This window comes from Pseudomonas fluorescens (genome assembly GCF_001648775.1).
Lineage (GTDB): Bacteria > Pseudomonadota > Gammaproteobacteria > Pseudomonadales > Pseudomonadaceae > Aquipseudomonas > Aquipseudomonas fluorescens_M.
Genome location: NZ_LVEJ01000010.1, coordinates 238,138 through 251,164 on the forward strand (window position 1 = coordinate 238,138; position 13,027 = coordinate 251,164).

The following is a 13,027-nucleotide window of genomic DNA, read 5'->3' on the forward strand; positions in this document are numbered from 1 at the left end:
AGGAAGGCAATCGCGCCCGGTGGCGCGGCCGGGCTTCAAACCCGGTTGGGGACGGCATCCGTTCCCGGGCAGGTTCGACTCCGGCTGCCTTCCGCCAGTTTTTCCTCCGGACCTCCCCGATCCAGTGTGGGAGCGAGCCTGCTCGCGAATGCGGTTTTTCAGTCAACCTCTCACTGACTGACCTAGCGCCTTCGCGAGCAGGCTCGCTCCCACAAATTCGGCGGTGGAACCGCAGCCGCGTGAGCGACAGAAATCCCCTGTGGGAGCGAGCCTGCTCGCGAAGGCGTCGGCAGCCAAACCACCTCACTCAAGGCTTGTCACAGATCCCTGCTACTGCGGCAATTCCAGATTATCCAGTGCGCGATTCACCGCCAGCTCCCCGAGCATGATCAATTGCGCAATCCCCAACTGCGTCCGGCGCTGCGACGCAGGGATGAGATTGGCGAAGTCATTGGCGATGGTTCTGGCTGAGGCGAGTGTTTCGCAAGCGTTGGCCAACAGTTCTTCGTTTTTGAAGTCTGCGGTCACGGCATACATCGAGCGGGTTTTGCGTTGAATGGGAGGGGAGCTGGGCGGACATAGGTAATGGTCGAGCGCGCGGTCGGCGGCTTCATGGAGTTTTTTTGAGTCGAGAGATTCGTAGGGGGAGGTGGGGTCGGTTTCGGGTGGGTTGGGTGTTGGTTTGATCATGGTGAAGCTCCTAGAGTCATTGGAGCTGCCAGCGTTCGCTGCGAGACGAATGGGGGTGGCAGCTATACGCGGGTCGCAGACCGGGACTCTAGAACCGGCAGACCCGAAGGTCTCCCACGTACAGCCGCCATAAAGAAAGCGGGTGTTGTGCGTCCAGAGATCAACGGGCTGCGAGACCCGATCACTGATGTGTCAGCGACCGCACCACAATAGAACCCGCCCCCAAGGCGCACAAGCCGGCGGATTCTGGCGTAGCTGTAGGCAATGGCGCAAGAATTTGTAGCCTTGAAGGCGTGTCTGGAGGTGTCTTTTAAACACTGGAGTTTAAAAGGCAAAAAGTCGGGCGACTGGCTGGGTGCAAACGTGGTTTGTCCCTGTTACCCCCAGGGTTTGTGACGGACGCAGAAACCTGTGGGAGCGAGCTTGCTCGCGAAGGCGTTTTGTCAGGCGAAATCAATGTAACTGATCTATTGCATTCGCGAGCAAGCTCGCTCCCACGGTTGAATGATTGCAGGCAGGATTGACCGTGTTGCGTCAGAACCCCAACGGGTACTGAATGACCACGTAAATCCGGTCAATATCATCGCCAGCCTGCGCCTCATTGGCCCGGTGCGAGACGTGCGATACCTGCACCGACAAATCCTTCGCCGCGCCTGACTGCACGACATACTTCAGATCAATATCCCGCTCCCAATGCTTGCCGCCATCGCCTTGCTGCGGCTGGTAACTGCCGCTGTCAGGATCGAACGGGTTGTAGGCGCCGCCCTTGGGCGCGTGGGTGCCGTCGATATGGCTACCGGACACGTAACGGGTCATGAATCTCAGGCCGGGAATGCCGAAGGCGCCGAGGTCGAGGTCGTAGCGCGCTTGCCAGGAGCGTTCGTTGGCGCCGTTGAAGTCGGCGTATTTGATCGAGTTGGCGAGGTAGATCGAGTCGCCGCCGACGAAATCGAACGGGGTGTCGCCATTGATCCGCTGCCAGCCGAGCATCACCGCGTGCGGGCCGAAGGCGTATTTGCCGGACAGGCTGAACGCGGTGTTGTCGATGGCGCCGGCCAGCGCGCGGCCGGTGTCGCGGGTGTGGTAGAGGTTGGCGTCGAGTAGCACGCCGGATTGCTTGAAGTGCAGATTGCCGTAGTACTGGTGCCAGGTGTCGCTGAGATCAGAAGCGTATAACGCACCGCCGACCGGGCTGTCGGTGAACAGGTCGGCGCCGAGAAAACTGATGCCGCCGGCCTCGGTATTGGCGCCGTAACCGTAGAAGTCGCCTTTACCCGAAGAACTGTCCTGATTCTTGAACGCGGTGAAGTGCCCGGCCACCAGATTGATGTGGTCGAACTCGGCACTGTTGAGCAGAAAACCGGTGGCGTACTCCGGTTGCAGGCGTTTGTCGGAGGTGTCGAACACCGGGGTTTCGACGGTCATTTCACCGAAGGCGAGGGTGGTGCGCGAGGTTTTCAACTTGAGTGCGCCGCCGGCGCTGGAGTATTCGTTTTCGCTGCGACCGTCGCTGTCGACGGGCAGTAGACCGGTGCCGGAATGGCCCTTGCCACCGTCCAGTTTCAGGCCGGCGAAGGCATGCGCGTCGATGCCGAAGCCGACCGTGCCGGGTGTAAAACCGGATGAGAAGGTACCGATAAGCCCCTGAGCCCACTCCTGTTTGTAGTTTTTGCCCGACGGTGAGGGCGAGCGGTAGTCGTTGCTCAGGTAAAAGTTGCGGCTGAGGACTTCGCTTTTGGAATCGTCGAAGAAACCGCTGGCGTGGGCGGTGGTGGTCAGACCGCAGAGCAGCGCGAGCAGGGTGAGGCGCGAAGGGGCGCGGTCGATCATGGTCAGTGGCCAGCGGCAATTGAGGTGGCTGGGATGATCGCGGGAATGTAGGGCAGGGGATTGAGCGGATGTGCTGAATTTACGGGGCTACACAAAACCTGTGGGAGCGAGCCTGCTCGCGAAGGCGGTACATCAGGCTACATTTCTGTCGGCAGACACACCGCTTTCGCGAGCAGGCTCGCTCCCACAGGGGATTTGGGTTGAATGAGGGGTTTGTGACTGGAGCTGAAATCTGTGTGGCTTGCCAGCGATAGCGGCGTGTCAGTCAAGTTTATCCAGGCTGACACACCGCCATCGCGAGCAGGCTCACGCCTACAGTTTTGACCGCGTTACGCCAGTGGCGGCGTGCGTGGCGGGATCTGGCGTTTGCTGCCGGTCGATTCAAACGCGGCGGCCAAACGCAGCAGGCTCGAGTCGTCGTAGGCGCGACCGGCGAAGGTCAGGCCGACCGGCATGCCGATGTCGGCCATGATACCCATCGGTACGGTGACGGTCGGCACGCCCAAGTGACGGATCGCGAGGTTGCCGTTGGCCACCCAGATGCCGTTGCTCCAGGCGATGTCGGCCGAGTCCGGGTTGACATCGGCGTCCGCCGGGCCAACGTCAGCGACCGTCGGGAACAGCACGGCGTCGAGCCCCAGTTTATCCATCCAGTCCTCAAGATCGATACGTCGAGTCTGCTCCAGACCGCGCAAGCCATCGGGCACCGTGGAAATTTCATTCCACGGCGTGATGCCACGCTCAGCCATGCGCACGTACTCATCCATGCCCGCCACCAGATCGCCTTCACGGTTAGGCAGCGTGCCCGGTTCGTGCGGGAAAATCTTCGCCCCGTCGACGTCGACCAGACGATTGAGTTTCGGGTCACCGTTGGCCTGCAGGAAATCGTCGAACGCCCAGGCAGTCAAATCCCACAGTTCATGGTGGAGGAACTCTTTCGAGACCAGACCACGGGTGAACACCGTCGGCGCGCCGGGACGATCGCCTTCGCAGTTGGACACCAGCGGGAAATCGGTTTCGATGACTTCGGCACCGGCGGCTTCGAGCGCCTGACGTGCCTGCTTCCACAAGTCGATCACCGAGGCGCGGGTGTTGATGCGCTGGCCGGTCGGGCCACCGATACCCGGTGCGTCGCTGGTGCCGGCTTCAGGGTCGGCATTGATGAACATGCGCGGCACGGCGAAACGCTTGCCGGCCAGCGCCTTGGCGTCGGCGGCCAGTTCGCTGTAAGCGGCGGGGCGCACGGAACTGACACTCGGGATCGGCACCCACGGCTGCAGGCGCCACAGGTCGCCACGGGTGTCCGGGTCTTCGGCCACCACGATGTCGAGCACTTCGAGCAAATCAGCCATGGTGCGCGCGTAAGGCACGACCACGTCCATGGTCGGCGTCAGCGGCCAGTTGCCACGCACCGAGATCACCCCGCGCGACGGCGTGTAGGCGCACAAACCATTGTTCGACGCCGGGCCACGCCCGCTCGACCAGGTTTCTTCAGCCAGACCGAAGGCGGCGAAACTGGCAGCGGTGGCAGTGCCGGCACCGTTGGACGAACCGGAGGCAAACGGCGCCGTCAGGTAATCGGCGTTGTAAGGACTTTCGGCGCGGCCATACACCCCGCGCTGCATGCCGCCATTGGCCATCGGCGGCATATTGGTCTTGCCCAGGCAAATCGCTCCGGCGGCGCGCAGACGTTCGATGGTGAAGGCGTCGCGATGGGCAACCAGATCGGCGAAGGCCGGGCTGCCGGACGCAGCGGTCAGGCCCTTGACCAGATAGCTGTCCTTGGCGGTGTAAGGAATGCCATCAAGCGGGCCGAGGGTTTCGCCCTTTGCACGGCGGGCATCGGATGCCCGCGCTTCGTTGAGCGCTTCAGGATTGCGCACGATCACGGCATTCAGCGCCGTCGGTGTGTCAGCGCCGTCATAGGCATCGATACGGGCCAGATACGCCTGCACCAGCTCCACCGAAGTGGTCTGGCCGGATTCCAGCGCGGCACGCAGTTGGACAATGGAAACTTCGGTGACTTCGATCATGCGGTCACCGCCGTTGGAATAGAGGTGTTTTTCCTGGAATGGGTGTTCATAGCGGTTCTCGTTGCACGGCTTTACGCGACAAGGTTAAGACTGGCGCCTATTTAACACCAAGCGGCGCGCGGAGTAATCGGCGGGATTGTTGTTTGTACGACAATGACTCCTCGGTGAGCCCTTCGCGAGCAAGCTCGCTCCCACAAGGATTGCATTTCAAATATGGAGCCAGGGAGCCAAGTGGAATGCATTCCAAATGTGGGAGCGAGCTTGCTCGCGAAGGCGTCAGCCCAAACAACCCATCATTCCATTTACAAAACCCCGTACTCCCGCGCCGTGCGATCCACCGCAATCCGCGTCTTGTCGATCAGCTCATTCAGCTCCGTACGCGTGGCAATCAACGCTGGCGCCATGATCATCCGCCCCAACGTCGAGCGAATGATCAACCCTTCCTCGAAGCCAATCGTGCGGCATCGCCAGGCAATATCGTTTTCATTGGCAAAGCGCTTGCGCGTGGCCTTGTCCTCAGCGAATTGCAACGCGGCCACCAGACCAACGCCCTGAATCTCACCGACCAACGGGTGATTGCCGAACACCTCGCGCAGGCAATTCTGCAGATACGGCCCGGTGTCGGATTTCACCTGCGCGACCACCCCTTCATCACGCAAGGCCTTGAGATTGGCAATCGCCACAGCGGCCGCCACCGGGTGCCCGGAATAGGTCAGGCCGTGGGCAAACACGCCACCTTTCTCGACCAATGCTTCAGCCATGCGCCGCGACAGAATCAAACCGCCCATAGGGATGTAACCGGAGGTCAGGCCCTTGGCGATCGACAGCGTGTCAGGCTCAAAACCAAAGGCCTGATGCGCGAACCATTCGCCGGTGCGACCGAACCCGCCAATCACTTCGTCCGCACACAGCAACACGTCATATTGACGGCAGATGCGCTGAATCTCGGGCCAGTAAGTGGCCGGCGGAATAATCATGCCGCCCGCGCCCTGGAACGGTTCGGCGACGAAGGCTGCGACCTTGTCGGCGCCCAGTTCGAGAATCTTCTCTTCCAGTTGCCGCGCGGCTTGCAGGCCGAATTCTTCCGGGCTGAGGTTACCTTCGTGGGCGAACCAGTACGGCTCATCGATGTGCGCCACATCGGGAATGGTGCCGCTCATTTCATGCATGAATTTCATGCCGCCCAGCGCCGTCGCCGCCAGGGTCGAGCCGTGGTAGCCATTCCAGCGGCCGATCATGATTTTCTTTTCGGGCTTGCCCATCACCTGCCAGAACTTGCGCACCGTGCGGATCAGCACTTCGTTGGCTTCGGAGCCGGAGTTGGTATAGATCGCGTGGCTGTAGTGCTTGGGCAGCAAGCTGAAGAGCAACTCGGACAGCTCGATCACCGCCGGGTGAGTGGTGTGGAAGAACATGTTGTAGTAGGGCAGTTGTTCCAGTTGTTTAGTCGCCGCTGCCGCCAGATCCTTGCGCCCGTAACCGAGGTTGGTGCACCACAGCCCGGACATGCCGTCCAGGTATCGATTGCCGTCGTTGTCCCACAACGCCAGGCGATCGCCGCTGACCATCACCCGTGGGCCTTCCTCGTTGAGGGCCTTCTGATCGACGAACGCGTGGATGTGGTGGGCCGCGTCGGCAGCTTGATAATCACGGGTGGTGCGGTCGAATTCGGCGGACATGGCTGATCTCCAGATAAACGGGATGAGTGAGTGCGTTCATTCCAGCGTTGCACGGGTAAAGTTTTGTCACTTAAAAATATTTTTGTAAAGAAAATATTTGTCGATGAAAAAACATTTCCGTAGGCTGAGCGTCATTGGCAAGGAATCATCAGAGGCAACATGAGCGGACTCAGAGAGCGGCAGAAGGAACAGCGCCGGGAAATCATCGCCGCCGCAGCGCTGGAGCTGTTCAAGCGCAACGGTTTTGCGGCGACCACGCTGGACCAGATCGCCGTGCAGGCGGGCGTTTCCGCACCGACGGTGGTGAATTATTTCGGCGGCAAGCAGGAAATTCTGCTGGCCTTGCTCAAGCAACCTGACGAGCAAGCCATGCGCGAGGCGCGGGCGAATCTGGACGATGCCAGCGATCCACTGGAAGCGTTGTGCACGTTCGAAGGGCTGATGACCGATTACCAGCTACAGGCGATGCCGGCTTCACTGTGGCGGGAACTGGCACCGTTTCTGTTGACGGGTGAGCTGGCCGAAGCGATGAGCCCGTGGAACGCCGCCGTGATCGAAGAGACCAAAGCGCTGCTTCTGCATTTCCAGCAGACGGGAAAAGTACGCGAATCGATTGATCTCGACGTCGTGGCAACGTTGTTCAACCAGTACGCGAACATGGCGTTCATTCGCTTGGCGACGCAGGAAACCCCGGACCGCACCGCGCACGCCTTGCACATGCGCGGGGTTCTGCACTTGTTGTGTCACGGCATGCTGGAGCGCTGATCGGCCCGATCAAAACCGCCAGGTCACGCCACCACCAACAATATGTAACGCACTGTTGGGATAGCTGCCCGACAGCGTCTGCCCATTGCGCTTGGTTTGCTGCACATCCATGTCGCCAAGCCACACCAGCGTGTAATTGAGGTTGATGTCAGTGTCTTCCGCCAGTTTGTAACTCAGGCCGGTCGCCAGTCGCCAGGTCTCGTTCATCGGGTTGTCGACGGTGCGATCCTTGTCTTTGACGGCGGAGCTGTCGTAGCCCACGCCCATGTTCCAGCGCAGTTTCGGGCTGAGCTGATTTTGCGCACCGATCGACAGGTGCCAGGTGTCTTGATACTTGCGGTCGACCGAGCGGGACACGTCGCCGGCGGCGCTGTCCACCGACACACCGATGTCGGCAAAGTCGCTCCAGTCCTGCCAGTTCACCGAACTCAGCAGCGTCCATTGTTCGTTCAGTTGATGGGCAATGCTCAGGGTCGCGGTCTGCGGAATGTTCATGTCGATTTCCAGCTCGTCGACATCCAGCCGCGACAGCGCCAGATTGAGCAGTGGATTGCGAATACCGTGGACTGATGGCGAATCCTTGAACTCCAGTTTGACCTTGCTGGTGTAGGCCAGACCGACGGTGGTGCGCTCATTCACCTGATAGCGCAGGCCGAGATTGATTCCGGTGCCGATGTCGGTGTCCTTGTACTGCAACTTTCCATCTTCCTGAAACGGCGTGCCCGGCAGGAAGGCGTTATTGTCGATGGCCATTTTTGTGTAGTAGTAGCCATAGACCAGACGCGGGCCAATGCCCACCGACAGGTCATCGGTGATCTTGTAGGCGAAAGTCGGCTGCATCGAAATGCCGATCAGCGTCGATTCCTGGCTGAAGTAGCGCCCGGCCCAGTCATCATCGTATTTCACGCTCAGGCCGAAGTTGCCATACATGCCGAAGCCGATACTGGCGCGATCATTGAGCTCATGGCTGATAAAGAAACTCGTGCCTGGAAGGATCGGCAGTGGGTTGCCGCCCTCGTTGCCGGAAAAGTCATTGTCGCTGTCGCGATCAAAGCCCAGCCCACCGAAGATGGCCTGACCGGTCAGGCTGATTTGCGTCCCCTTGAGCGCAGCAATACCGGCCGGGTTACTCATCAGCACGCTCGGGTCGGTGGCCAACGCGGCCGAGCCGGCATTGGCCAGCCCCGCACCTTCCTGACCCGCTTCATACAGATCAATACCCCCCGCCAACGCCTGACCACCTGAGCCTGCCAGCGCGAGAATAATCAGGGAATGCGTAGATTTCATCCCGGCGTCCTTATCAATGAAGATCAGCCTTCAGGTTTAGTCGTGAATTGGCTGGAGCACCAGTCGAGCCGATCGGCCAGTTGTGAACTAGGCTCAGATCGGTTCAACGGTGGCCCAATCAGGAGAGCCGAAATGGAAGACAAACCGCTGATAGCGTTTCAGAGTTCCAGAGCACTGCTGGACGTGCTCATTCGAGCGGGTCTGATCACCATCCTGGTGCTGTTCTGCTACGACATTTTTCATCCGTTTCTCAATGTCATGCTCTGGGCGCTGATCCTCGCGGTCACCCTGTATCCGCTAAACCAGTTGCTGGGCGCGAAACTCGGTAATCGCTACGGCTGGGCGGCAATCATTCTGGTGCTGCTGGGCCTGGTGATTTTGATGCTGCCGTTAAGCCTGCTGGGTGCTTCGATTGCCGATTCGATCAAGGGCAGCATGCACACGTTCGAAGCCGGGCAGTTCGAGATACCGCCGCCACCGGCCAGTGTCGAAGGCTGGCCGCTGATTGGTGCGCCGCTGTACGGCATCTGGATGCACGCGTCACAGGATCTGAGCTGGGCGTTTCAGGAATTGGCGCCACACCTCAAGGACTGGAGCAAAGTGGTGTTGCATCAAGCCGCCGGTGTCGGAGCCGGCATCGTGGTGTTTGTGATTGCCTTGATCGTCGCCGGGTTGATCATGCACCACGGCGAGCGCGGCCACCGGACAGCGATTGCTGTGACCACACGCATTTCCGGGCCGGTGCGCGGCCCGCAGATTGCCGAACTGTGCACGGCGACCATCCGCGCCGTGGCGCAGGGTGTGGTCGGCATCGCGTTTATTCAGATGCTGTTGGTCGGCGTGGCGCTGGTGGTCATGGGCGTACCCGCCGCCGGCATTCTCGCCTTGATGGTGTTGCTGCTGGGCATCACCCAATTACCGGTGCTGCTGATCACGCTGCCTGTGGTGATCTACGTATTTGCTCAGGACGGTGTCAGTGTCAGCACGATTGTTTTTGCGGTGTGGATGGCGATTGCCGGGCTCTCTGACAATGTCCTCAAACCCATGTTGTTGGGTCGCGGGGTGGCGGTGCCGATGCCGGTGGTGCTGATCGGCGCGCTTGGGGGCATGGTCACCAGCGGCATTATTGGTTTGTTCACCGGGCCGGTGATTCTTGCGGTTGGCTATGAGCTGTTCATCGGCTGGGTGTATCAACCGGCCGATGTCACCGAGCTTCTGGAGAGCCAGCGCAAAGAAAATCTGCCGTGACATTTATTGGCCTGAGGGAATCTGACAACCGTTCATCGCTCAACTACGCTGGCTTACGTATCCCTCTCTGACATTTGGGCGTAAGGAAACAGGCGCATGCGAAGCAGGCTGCTGGCGGTTTGGATAGTAGTGTTCGCAGCGCTCTGGAGCGGGCTCGGCTGGGCGGCCGATGAGGCGACAAAACCGGTCGACGAAGCGGTAGAGCTGAAGGTCGCCAACCGCAGCATCATGCTGTTTCGCGCGACCATACTGGGCGAGGCGCCGGCCTCGCGGGTCAAGCGCGCGAAAATGGTCATCAGCGAGGCGCTGGACGAAGACGCGGCGCTGAACATCACCACCGACTCGATCCAGAACAGCTACATGGTGCTGATCGGTGACAAGCGTGCCTTCATCGTCGCGCCCAAGGACATCGACAGCCTCGAATACTCCTCGGTGCAACAAGCCGCCGAAGGCGCTGCAGAAAAACTGCGCCAGGTGGTCACTGAAACCCGTGAGGCGCGCAACCTGCAGATGATCCTGCGCTCACTGGGACTGGCCGCCGTGGCCACGCTGATTTACGTTGTGTTGCTGTGGTGTCTGGCGTATCTGCGCCGCAAGTTGCTGGCAAAACTCCCCGCATTGATGGATCGCCACACCCAGGCGCTGAAAGTCGGGCGGGTACAACTGATCGATTCCAACTTCCTTTATCCCTTGGTCAGCCGTTTGCTGTTGCTGCTGCGCTGGCTGCTGATTTTGCTGTTGACCTACGAATGGCTGGGTTTTGTCCTGTCGCGGTTTCCCTATACGCGGCCATGGGGCGAAAGCCTCAACAACTACCTGTTCGAGCTGGCCGGGTATTTGTTGCAAGGCATCGTCGATGCGATTCCCGGACTGGGCGTGGCCCTGGCGATTTTCTTTATCGCCCGTGGCGTCACTGCGTTCACCCGGCGGATCCTGCGGCGCATGGCCACGCCGGGGACGTTCAGCTGGCTCAATCACGAAACCCTGCAACCGACCCAACGCCTGACGGCGCTGGCGGTCTGGCTGTTTGCTCTGGCGATGGCTTATCCGTATCTGCCGGGTGCCGGTACCGATGCGTTCAAAGGCTTGTCGGTGCTGATCGGCCTGATGATTTCCCTCGGCGCGACCAGCGTAGTAGGGCAGGCTGCCGCCGGTTTGATCCTCACCTACACGCGCACCTTGCGCCCCGGCGAGTTCGTGAAAATTGGCGAATACGAAGGCACCGTCACCGAGCTGGGCATGTTCACCACACGGATTCGTACCGGTCTGGGTGAAGTGCTGACGCTGCCCAATTCGATGATCACCGGCACCGTCACCAAAAACTATTCACGCACCGTGCAAGGTCCCGGTTATGTCGTCGATACGGTGGTGACCATCGGCTACGACACGCCCTGGCGTCAGGTCGAGGCGATGCTGCTGGAAGCGGCGAAACGCACGCCGGGCGTGCTCGAAGATCCGCCAGCGCAGGTGTTCCAGACCGCGTTGTCGGATTTCTACCCCGAGTACCGGCTGGTCGCCCAGGCAATTCCGAGCCAGCCGCGCCCGCGCGCGGTGTTGCTGAGCATGCTCCACGCCAATATTCAGGACGTGTTCAATGAGTACGGCGTGCAGATCATGTCGCCGCACTATCTGGGCGATCCGCAACAAGAGAAGTGGGTGCCAAGGGACAAGTGGTACACCGCGCCAGCTCAAGAACCGAAGGATCAGTGACCGCCGCTCAAAGGGAGTTCGCCCCATGCTCGAATTCATCCTCCACGCCTTACGCACTGACCCGGAAATCGCCGTGTTTCTGGCGATTGCCCTGGGTGTGTTTATCGGTCGGATTCGCATCGGCAGTTTTCACTTGGGCTCGGTGGCCGGTGCGCTGCTGATGGGCTTGCTGATCGGGCAGATCGGCCTGGAAGTACCGGCGGGCTTGAAGTCGGTGTTTTTCGTGATGTTCATCTACGCCGTTGGTTTCAAGAGTGGCCCGGAGTTTTTCGGCAGCCTCAATCGCGGCACACTGAAACTGGTGGTGCTCTCGGTGGTGCTGTGCGCCACGGCGCTGGGGGCGATTCTGCTGATGTACTCGGTGTTTGATTTCGATGCCGGGTTTACCGCCGGCCTCGGTGCCGGCGCGCTGACCGACACGGCGATCATGGGCACCGCGACCAGCGCGATCAATCAACTGACAATTGATGCTGCGGCCAAGGCGCAACTCAACAGCCACATGGCAATTGCTTACGCGATTACCTACTTGTTCGGCACCATCGGTTTGATCGTGTTTGTCGGCAGCATTGCACCGAAGCTGCTCGGGGTGAATCTGCGCGAATCGGCGCGTGAACTGGAGCTGGAACTGGGTATCGCCAAGGAAGAGGAGGCGATCACCGTGCCCTATACGCGCATGGTGGTACGCGCGCATCAGGTCGCGGAAAACGGTCAGGCCGCCGGGCTGCGCATCATCGATCTGGAACAGCCACACGAATCGCTGACCGTCGAGCGCGTGATGCGCGCCGGCAAAGTTATCGAGCGTGACGAAGACTTTGTGCTCATGGCCGGCGACGTCATCGGCGTTTACGCCTTGCGCGATGCGGTGGGCAACCTCAGTCACTGGGTCGGGCCGGAGATCGATCATCCCGAAGCCCTGTCGTTTCCGACCCGTGAGGTAGACATCGTGCTGACCTCGGCGGAGTTCGCCGGCAAAACCATCCATCAAGCCAAATCGCGCCTGGCCACCGACCGGCGACTGGGATGCTTCGTCAACAACATCAGCCGTCAGGGCTACGACTTGCCGTTGCTGCCCAACACTGTGCTGCGGCGCGGCGATGTGATTTCGCTGACCGGGCGCACTGCCAGTGTCGAGGCGATTGCCAAGCGCTTGGGGCGCATCCGCAAGAACAACTACAAAAGCGATATCGCCATGCACACCCTGGGCATGGTGCTCGGTTCGTTGCTGGGGTTGTTGTCGACCCACATTGGCATGATCCCGGTGGAGCTGGGGATCGGCGGCGGGGTGCTGGTCGCCGCGCTGCTGATTGGCTGGTACAACTCGCGCCACCCGGAAATCGGCGCGTTGCCGCCAGCGGCGCAATGGGCGTTTTCCGAGTTTGGCTTGACCGCGTTTGGCGCGGTAGTCGGTTTGCTCGCCGGGCCAGCAGCCTTTGCCGCGATGAAAGAGCAAGGCCTGGCGCTGTTGCTGTCCGGCGCGGTGGTGACGATTCTGCCGCCGCTGGTGGCGCTGTATTTCGGCCGCTATGTTCTGCGCTTGCACCCGATGATTCTGTTTGGCGCATTGGCCGGCGCGCAGACGGAAGCGGCGTCGATGAACAAGATCATCGAACAGTCGGGGAGTAACACCCCGGTGATCGGCTTTACCGTGTGTTATGCGATTTCCAACGTGCTGCTGGCGGTGTGCGGGCCGATCATTATCTTCGTCGCCGCCGGCTGAGATATCGAAAACACAACAGCCTCCGTGGCGAGGGAGCTTGCTCCCGCTGGGCCGCGAAGCGGCCCCTG

9 protein-coding genes and 1 tRNA gene are annotated in these 13,027 nt (G+C 60.4%); 5 read left to right on the forward strand and 5 right to left on the reverse strand.

Annotated features, from left to right (window positions below; genetic code table 11):
* The first annotated feature begins 1 nt into the window (after position 1).
* Positions 2-97 (forward strand) — tRNA-Sec (locus tag A8O26_RS11200).
* Between the two features lie 233 nt (positions 98-330).
* Here the strand turns inward: A8O26_RS11200 and A8O26_RS11205 are convergent.
* The 4 genes from A8O26_RS11205 to A8O26_RS11220 form a co-directional block, all read right to left on the reverse strand.
* Positions 331-690, reverse strand: coding sequence for a DUF6124 family protein (locus A8O26_RS11205; protein ID WP_064118043.1), 360 nt, complete (start codon positions 688-690; stop codon positions 331-333).
* 534 nt (positions 691-1,224) lie between these two features.
* On the reverse strand, positions 1,225-2,520 hold the full coding sequence (locus tag A8O26_RS11210; RefSeq protein WP_064118044.1) for an OprD family porin: 1,296 nt from the start codon (positions 2,518-2,520) through the stop codon (positions 1,225-1,227).
* Positions 2,521-2,849: 329 nt separating this feature from the next.
* A complete protein-coding gene (locus tag A8O26_RS11215) occupies positions 2,850-4,553 on the reverse strand; it encodes an amidase (protein ID WP_064118045.1) in 1,704 nt (567 codons plus the stop codon).
* 302 nt (positions 4,554-4,855) lie between these two features.
* On the reverse strand, positions 4,856-6,232 hold the full coding sequence (locus A8O26_RS11220) for an aspartate aminotransferase family protein (RefSeq protein WP_064118046.1): 1,377 nt from the start codon (positions 6,230-6,232) through the stop codon (positions 4,856-4,858).
* Positions 6,233-6,391: 159 nt separating this feature from the next.
* Here A8O26_RS11220 and A8O26_RS11225 point away from each other — a divergent pair, with 159 nt between their 5' ends.
* Entirely contained in the window at positions 6,392-6,997 is a 606-nt protein-coding gene (locus A8O26_RS11225) for a TetR/AcrR family transcriptional regulator (protein WP_064118047.1), read from the forward strand.
* Between the two features lie 9 nt (positions 6,998-7,006).
* Here the strand turns inward: A8O26_RS11225 and A8O26_RS11230 are convergent, their stop codons facing one another.
* Positions 7,007-8,284 (reverse strand): OmpP1/FadL family transporter, encoded by a 1,278-nt coding sequence (locus tag A8O26_RS11230; RefSeq protein ID WP_064118048.1) that lies wholly within the window; start codon positions 8,282-8,284, stop codon positions 7,007-7,009.
* Positions 8,285-8,416: 132 nt separating this feature from the next.
* Here A8O26_RS11230 and A8O26_RS11235 point away from each other — a divergent pair, with 132 nt between their 5' ends.
* The 3 genes from A8O26_RS11235 to aspT all read left to right on the forward strand — a co-directional run bounded on the left by A8O26_RS11235 (position 8,417) and on the right by aspT (position 12,959).
* Positions 8,417-9,532, forward strand: coding sequence for an AI-2E family transporter (locus tag A8O26_RS11235; protein WP_064118049.1), 1,116 nt, complete (start codon positions 8,417-8,419; stop codon positions 9,530-9,532).
* A gap of 96 nt (positions 9,533-9,628) precedes the next feature.
* A complete protein-coding gene (locus A8O26_RS11240) occupies positions 9,629-11,242 on the forward strand; it encodes a mechanosensitive ion channel family protein (protein ID WP_064118050.1) in 1,614 nt (537 codons plus the stop codon).
* A 25-nt stretch (positions 11,243-11,267) separates the two neighbouring features.
* Positions 11,268-12,959 carry an aspartate-alanine antiporter gene (aspT, locus tag A8O26_RS11245; protein WP_064118051.1) on the forward strand — a complete coding sequence of 564 codons (1,692 nt, stop codon included), beginning with the start codon at positions 11,268-11,270 and terminating at the stop codon, positions 12,957-12,959.
* Positions 12,960-13,027 lie beyond the last annotated feature (68 nt).

Excerpts from the sequence above, each read along its gene's own strand:
- A8O26_RS11215 (WP_064118045.1), bottom strand. The coding sequence starts at position 4,553 with ATGATCGAAGTCACCGAAGTTTCCATTGTCCAACTGCGTGCCGCGCTG.
- A8O26_RS11230 (WP_064118048.1), bottom strand. The coding sequence starts at position 8,284 with ATGAAATCTACGCATTCCCTGATTATTCTCGCGCTGGCAGGCTCAGGT.
- A8O26_RS11210 (WP_064118044.1), bottom strand. The coding sequence starts at position 2,520 with ATGATCGACCGCGCCCCTTCGCGCCTCACCCTGCTCGCGCTGCTCTGC.
- A8O26_RS11235 (WP_064118049.1), top strand. The coding sequence starts at position 8,417 with ATGGAAGACAAACCGCTGATAGCGTTTCAGAGTTCCAGAGCACTGCTG.
- A8O26_RS11225 (WP_064118047.1), top strand. The coding sequence starts at position 6,392 with ATGAGCGGACTCAGAGAGCGGCAGAAGGAACAGCGCCGGGAAATCATC.
- A8O26_RS11220 (WP_064118046.1), bottom strand. The coding sequence starts at position 6,232 with ATGTCCGCCGAATTCGACCGCACCACCCGTGATTATCAAGCTGCCGAC.
- A8O26_RS11240 (WP_064118050.1), top strand. The coding sequence starts at position 9,629 with ATGCGAAGCAGGCTGCTGGCGGTTTGGATAGTAGTGTTCGCAGCGCTC.
- aspT (WP_064118051.1), top strand. The coding sequence starts at position 11,268 with ATGCTCGAATTCATCCTCCACGCCTTACGCACTGACCCGGAAATCGCC.
- A8O26_RS11205 (WP_064118043.1), bottom strand. The coding sequence starts at position 690 with ATGATCAAACCAACACCCAACCCACCCGAAACCGACCCCACCTCCCCC.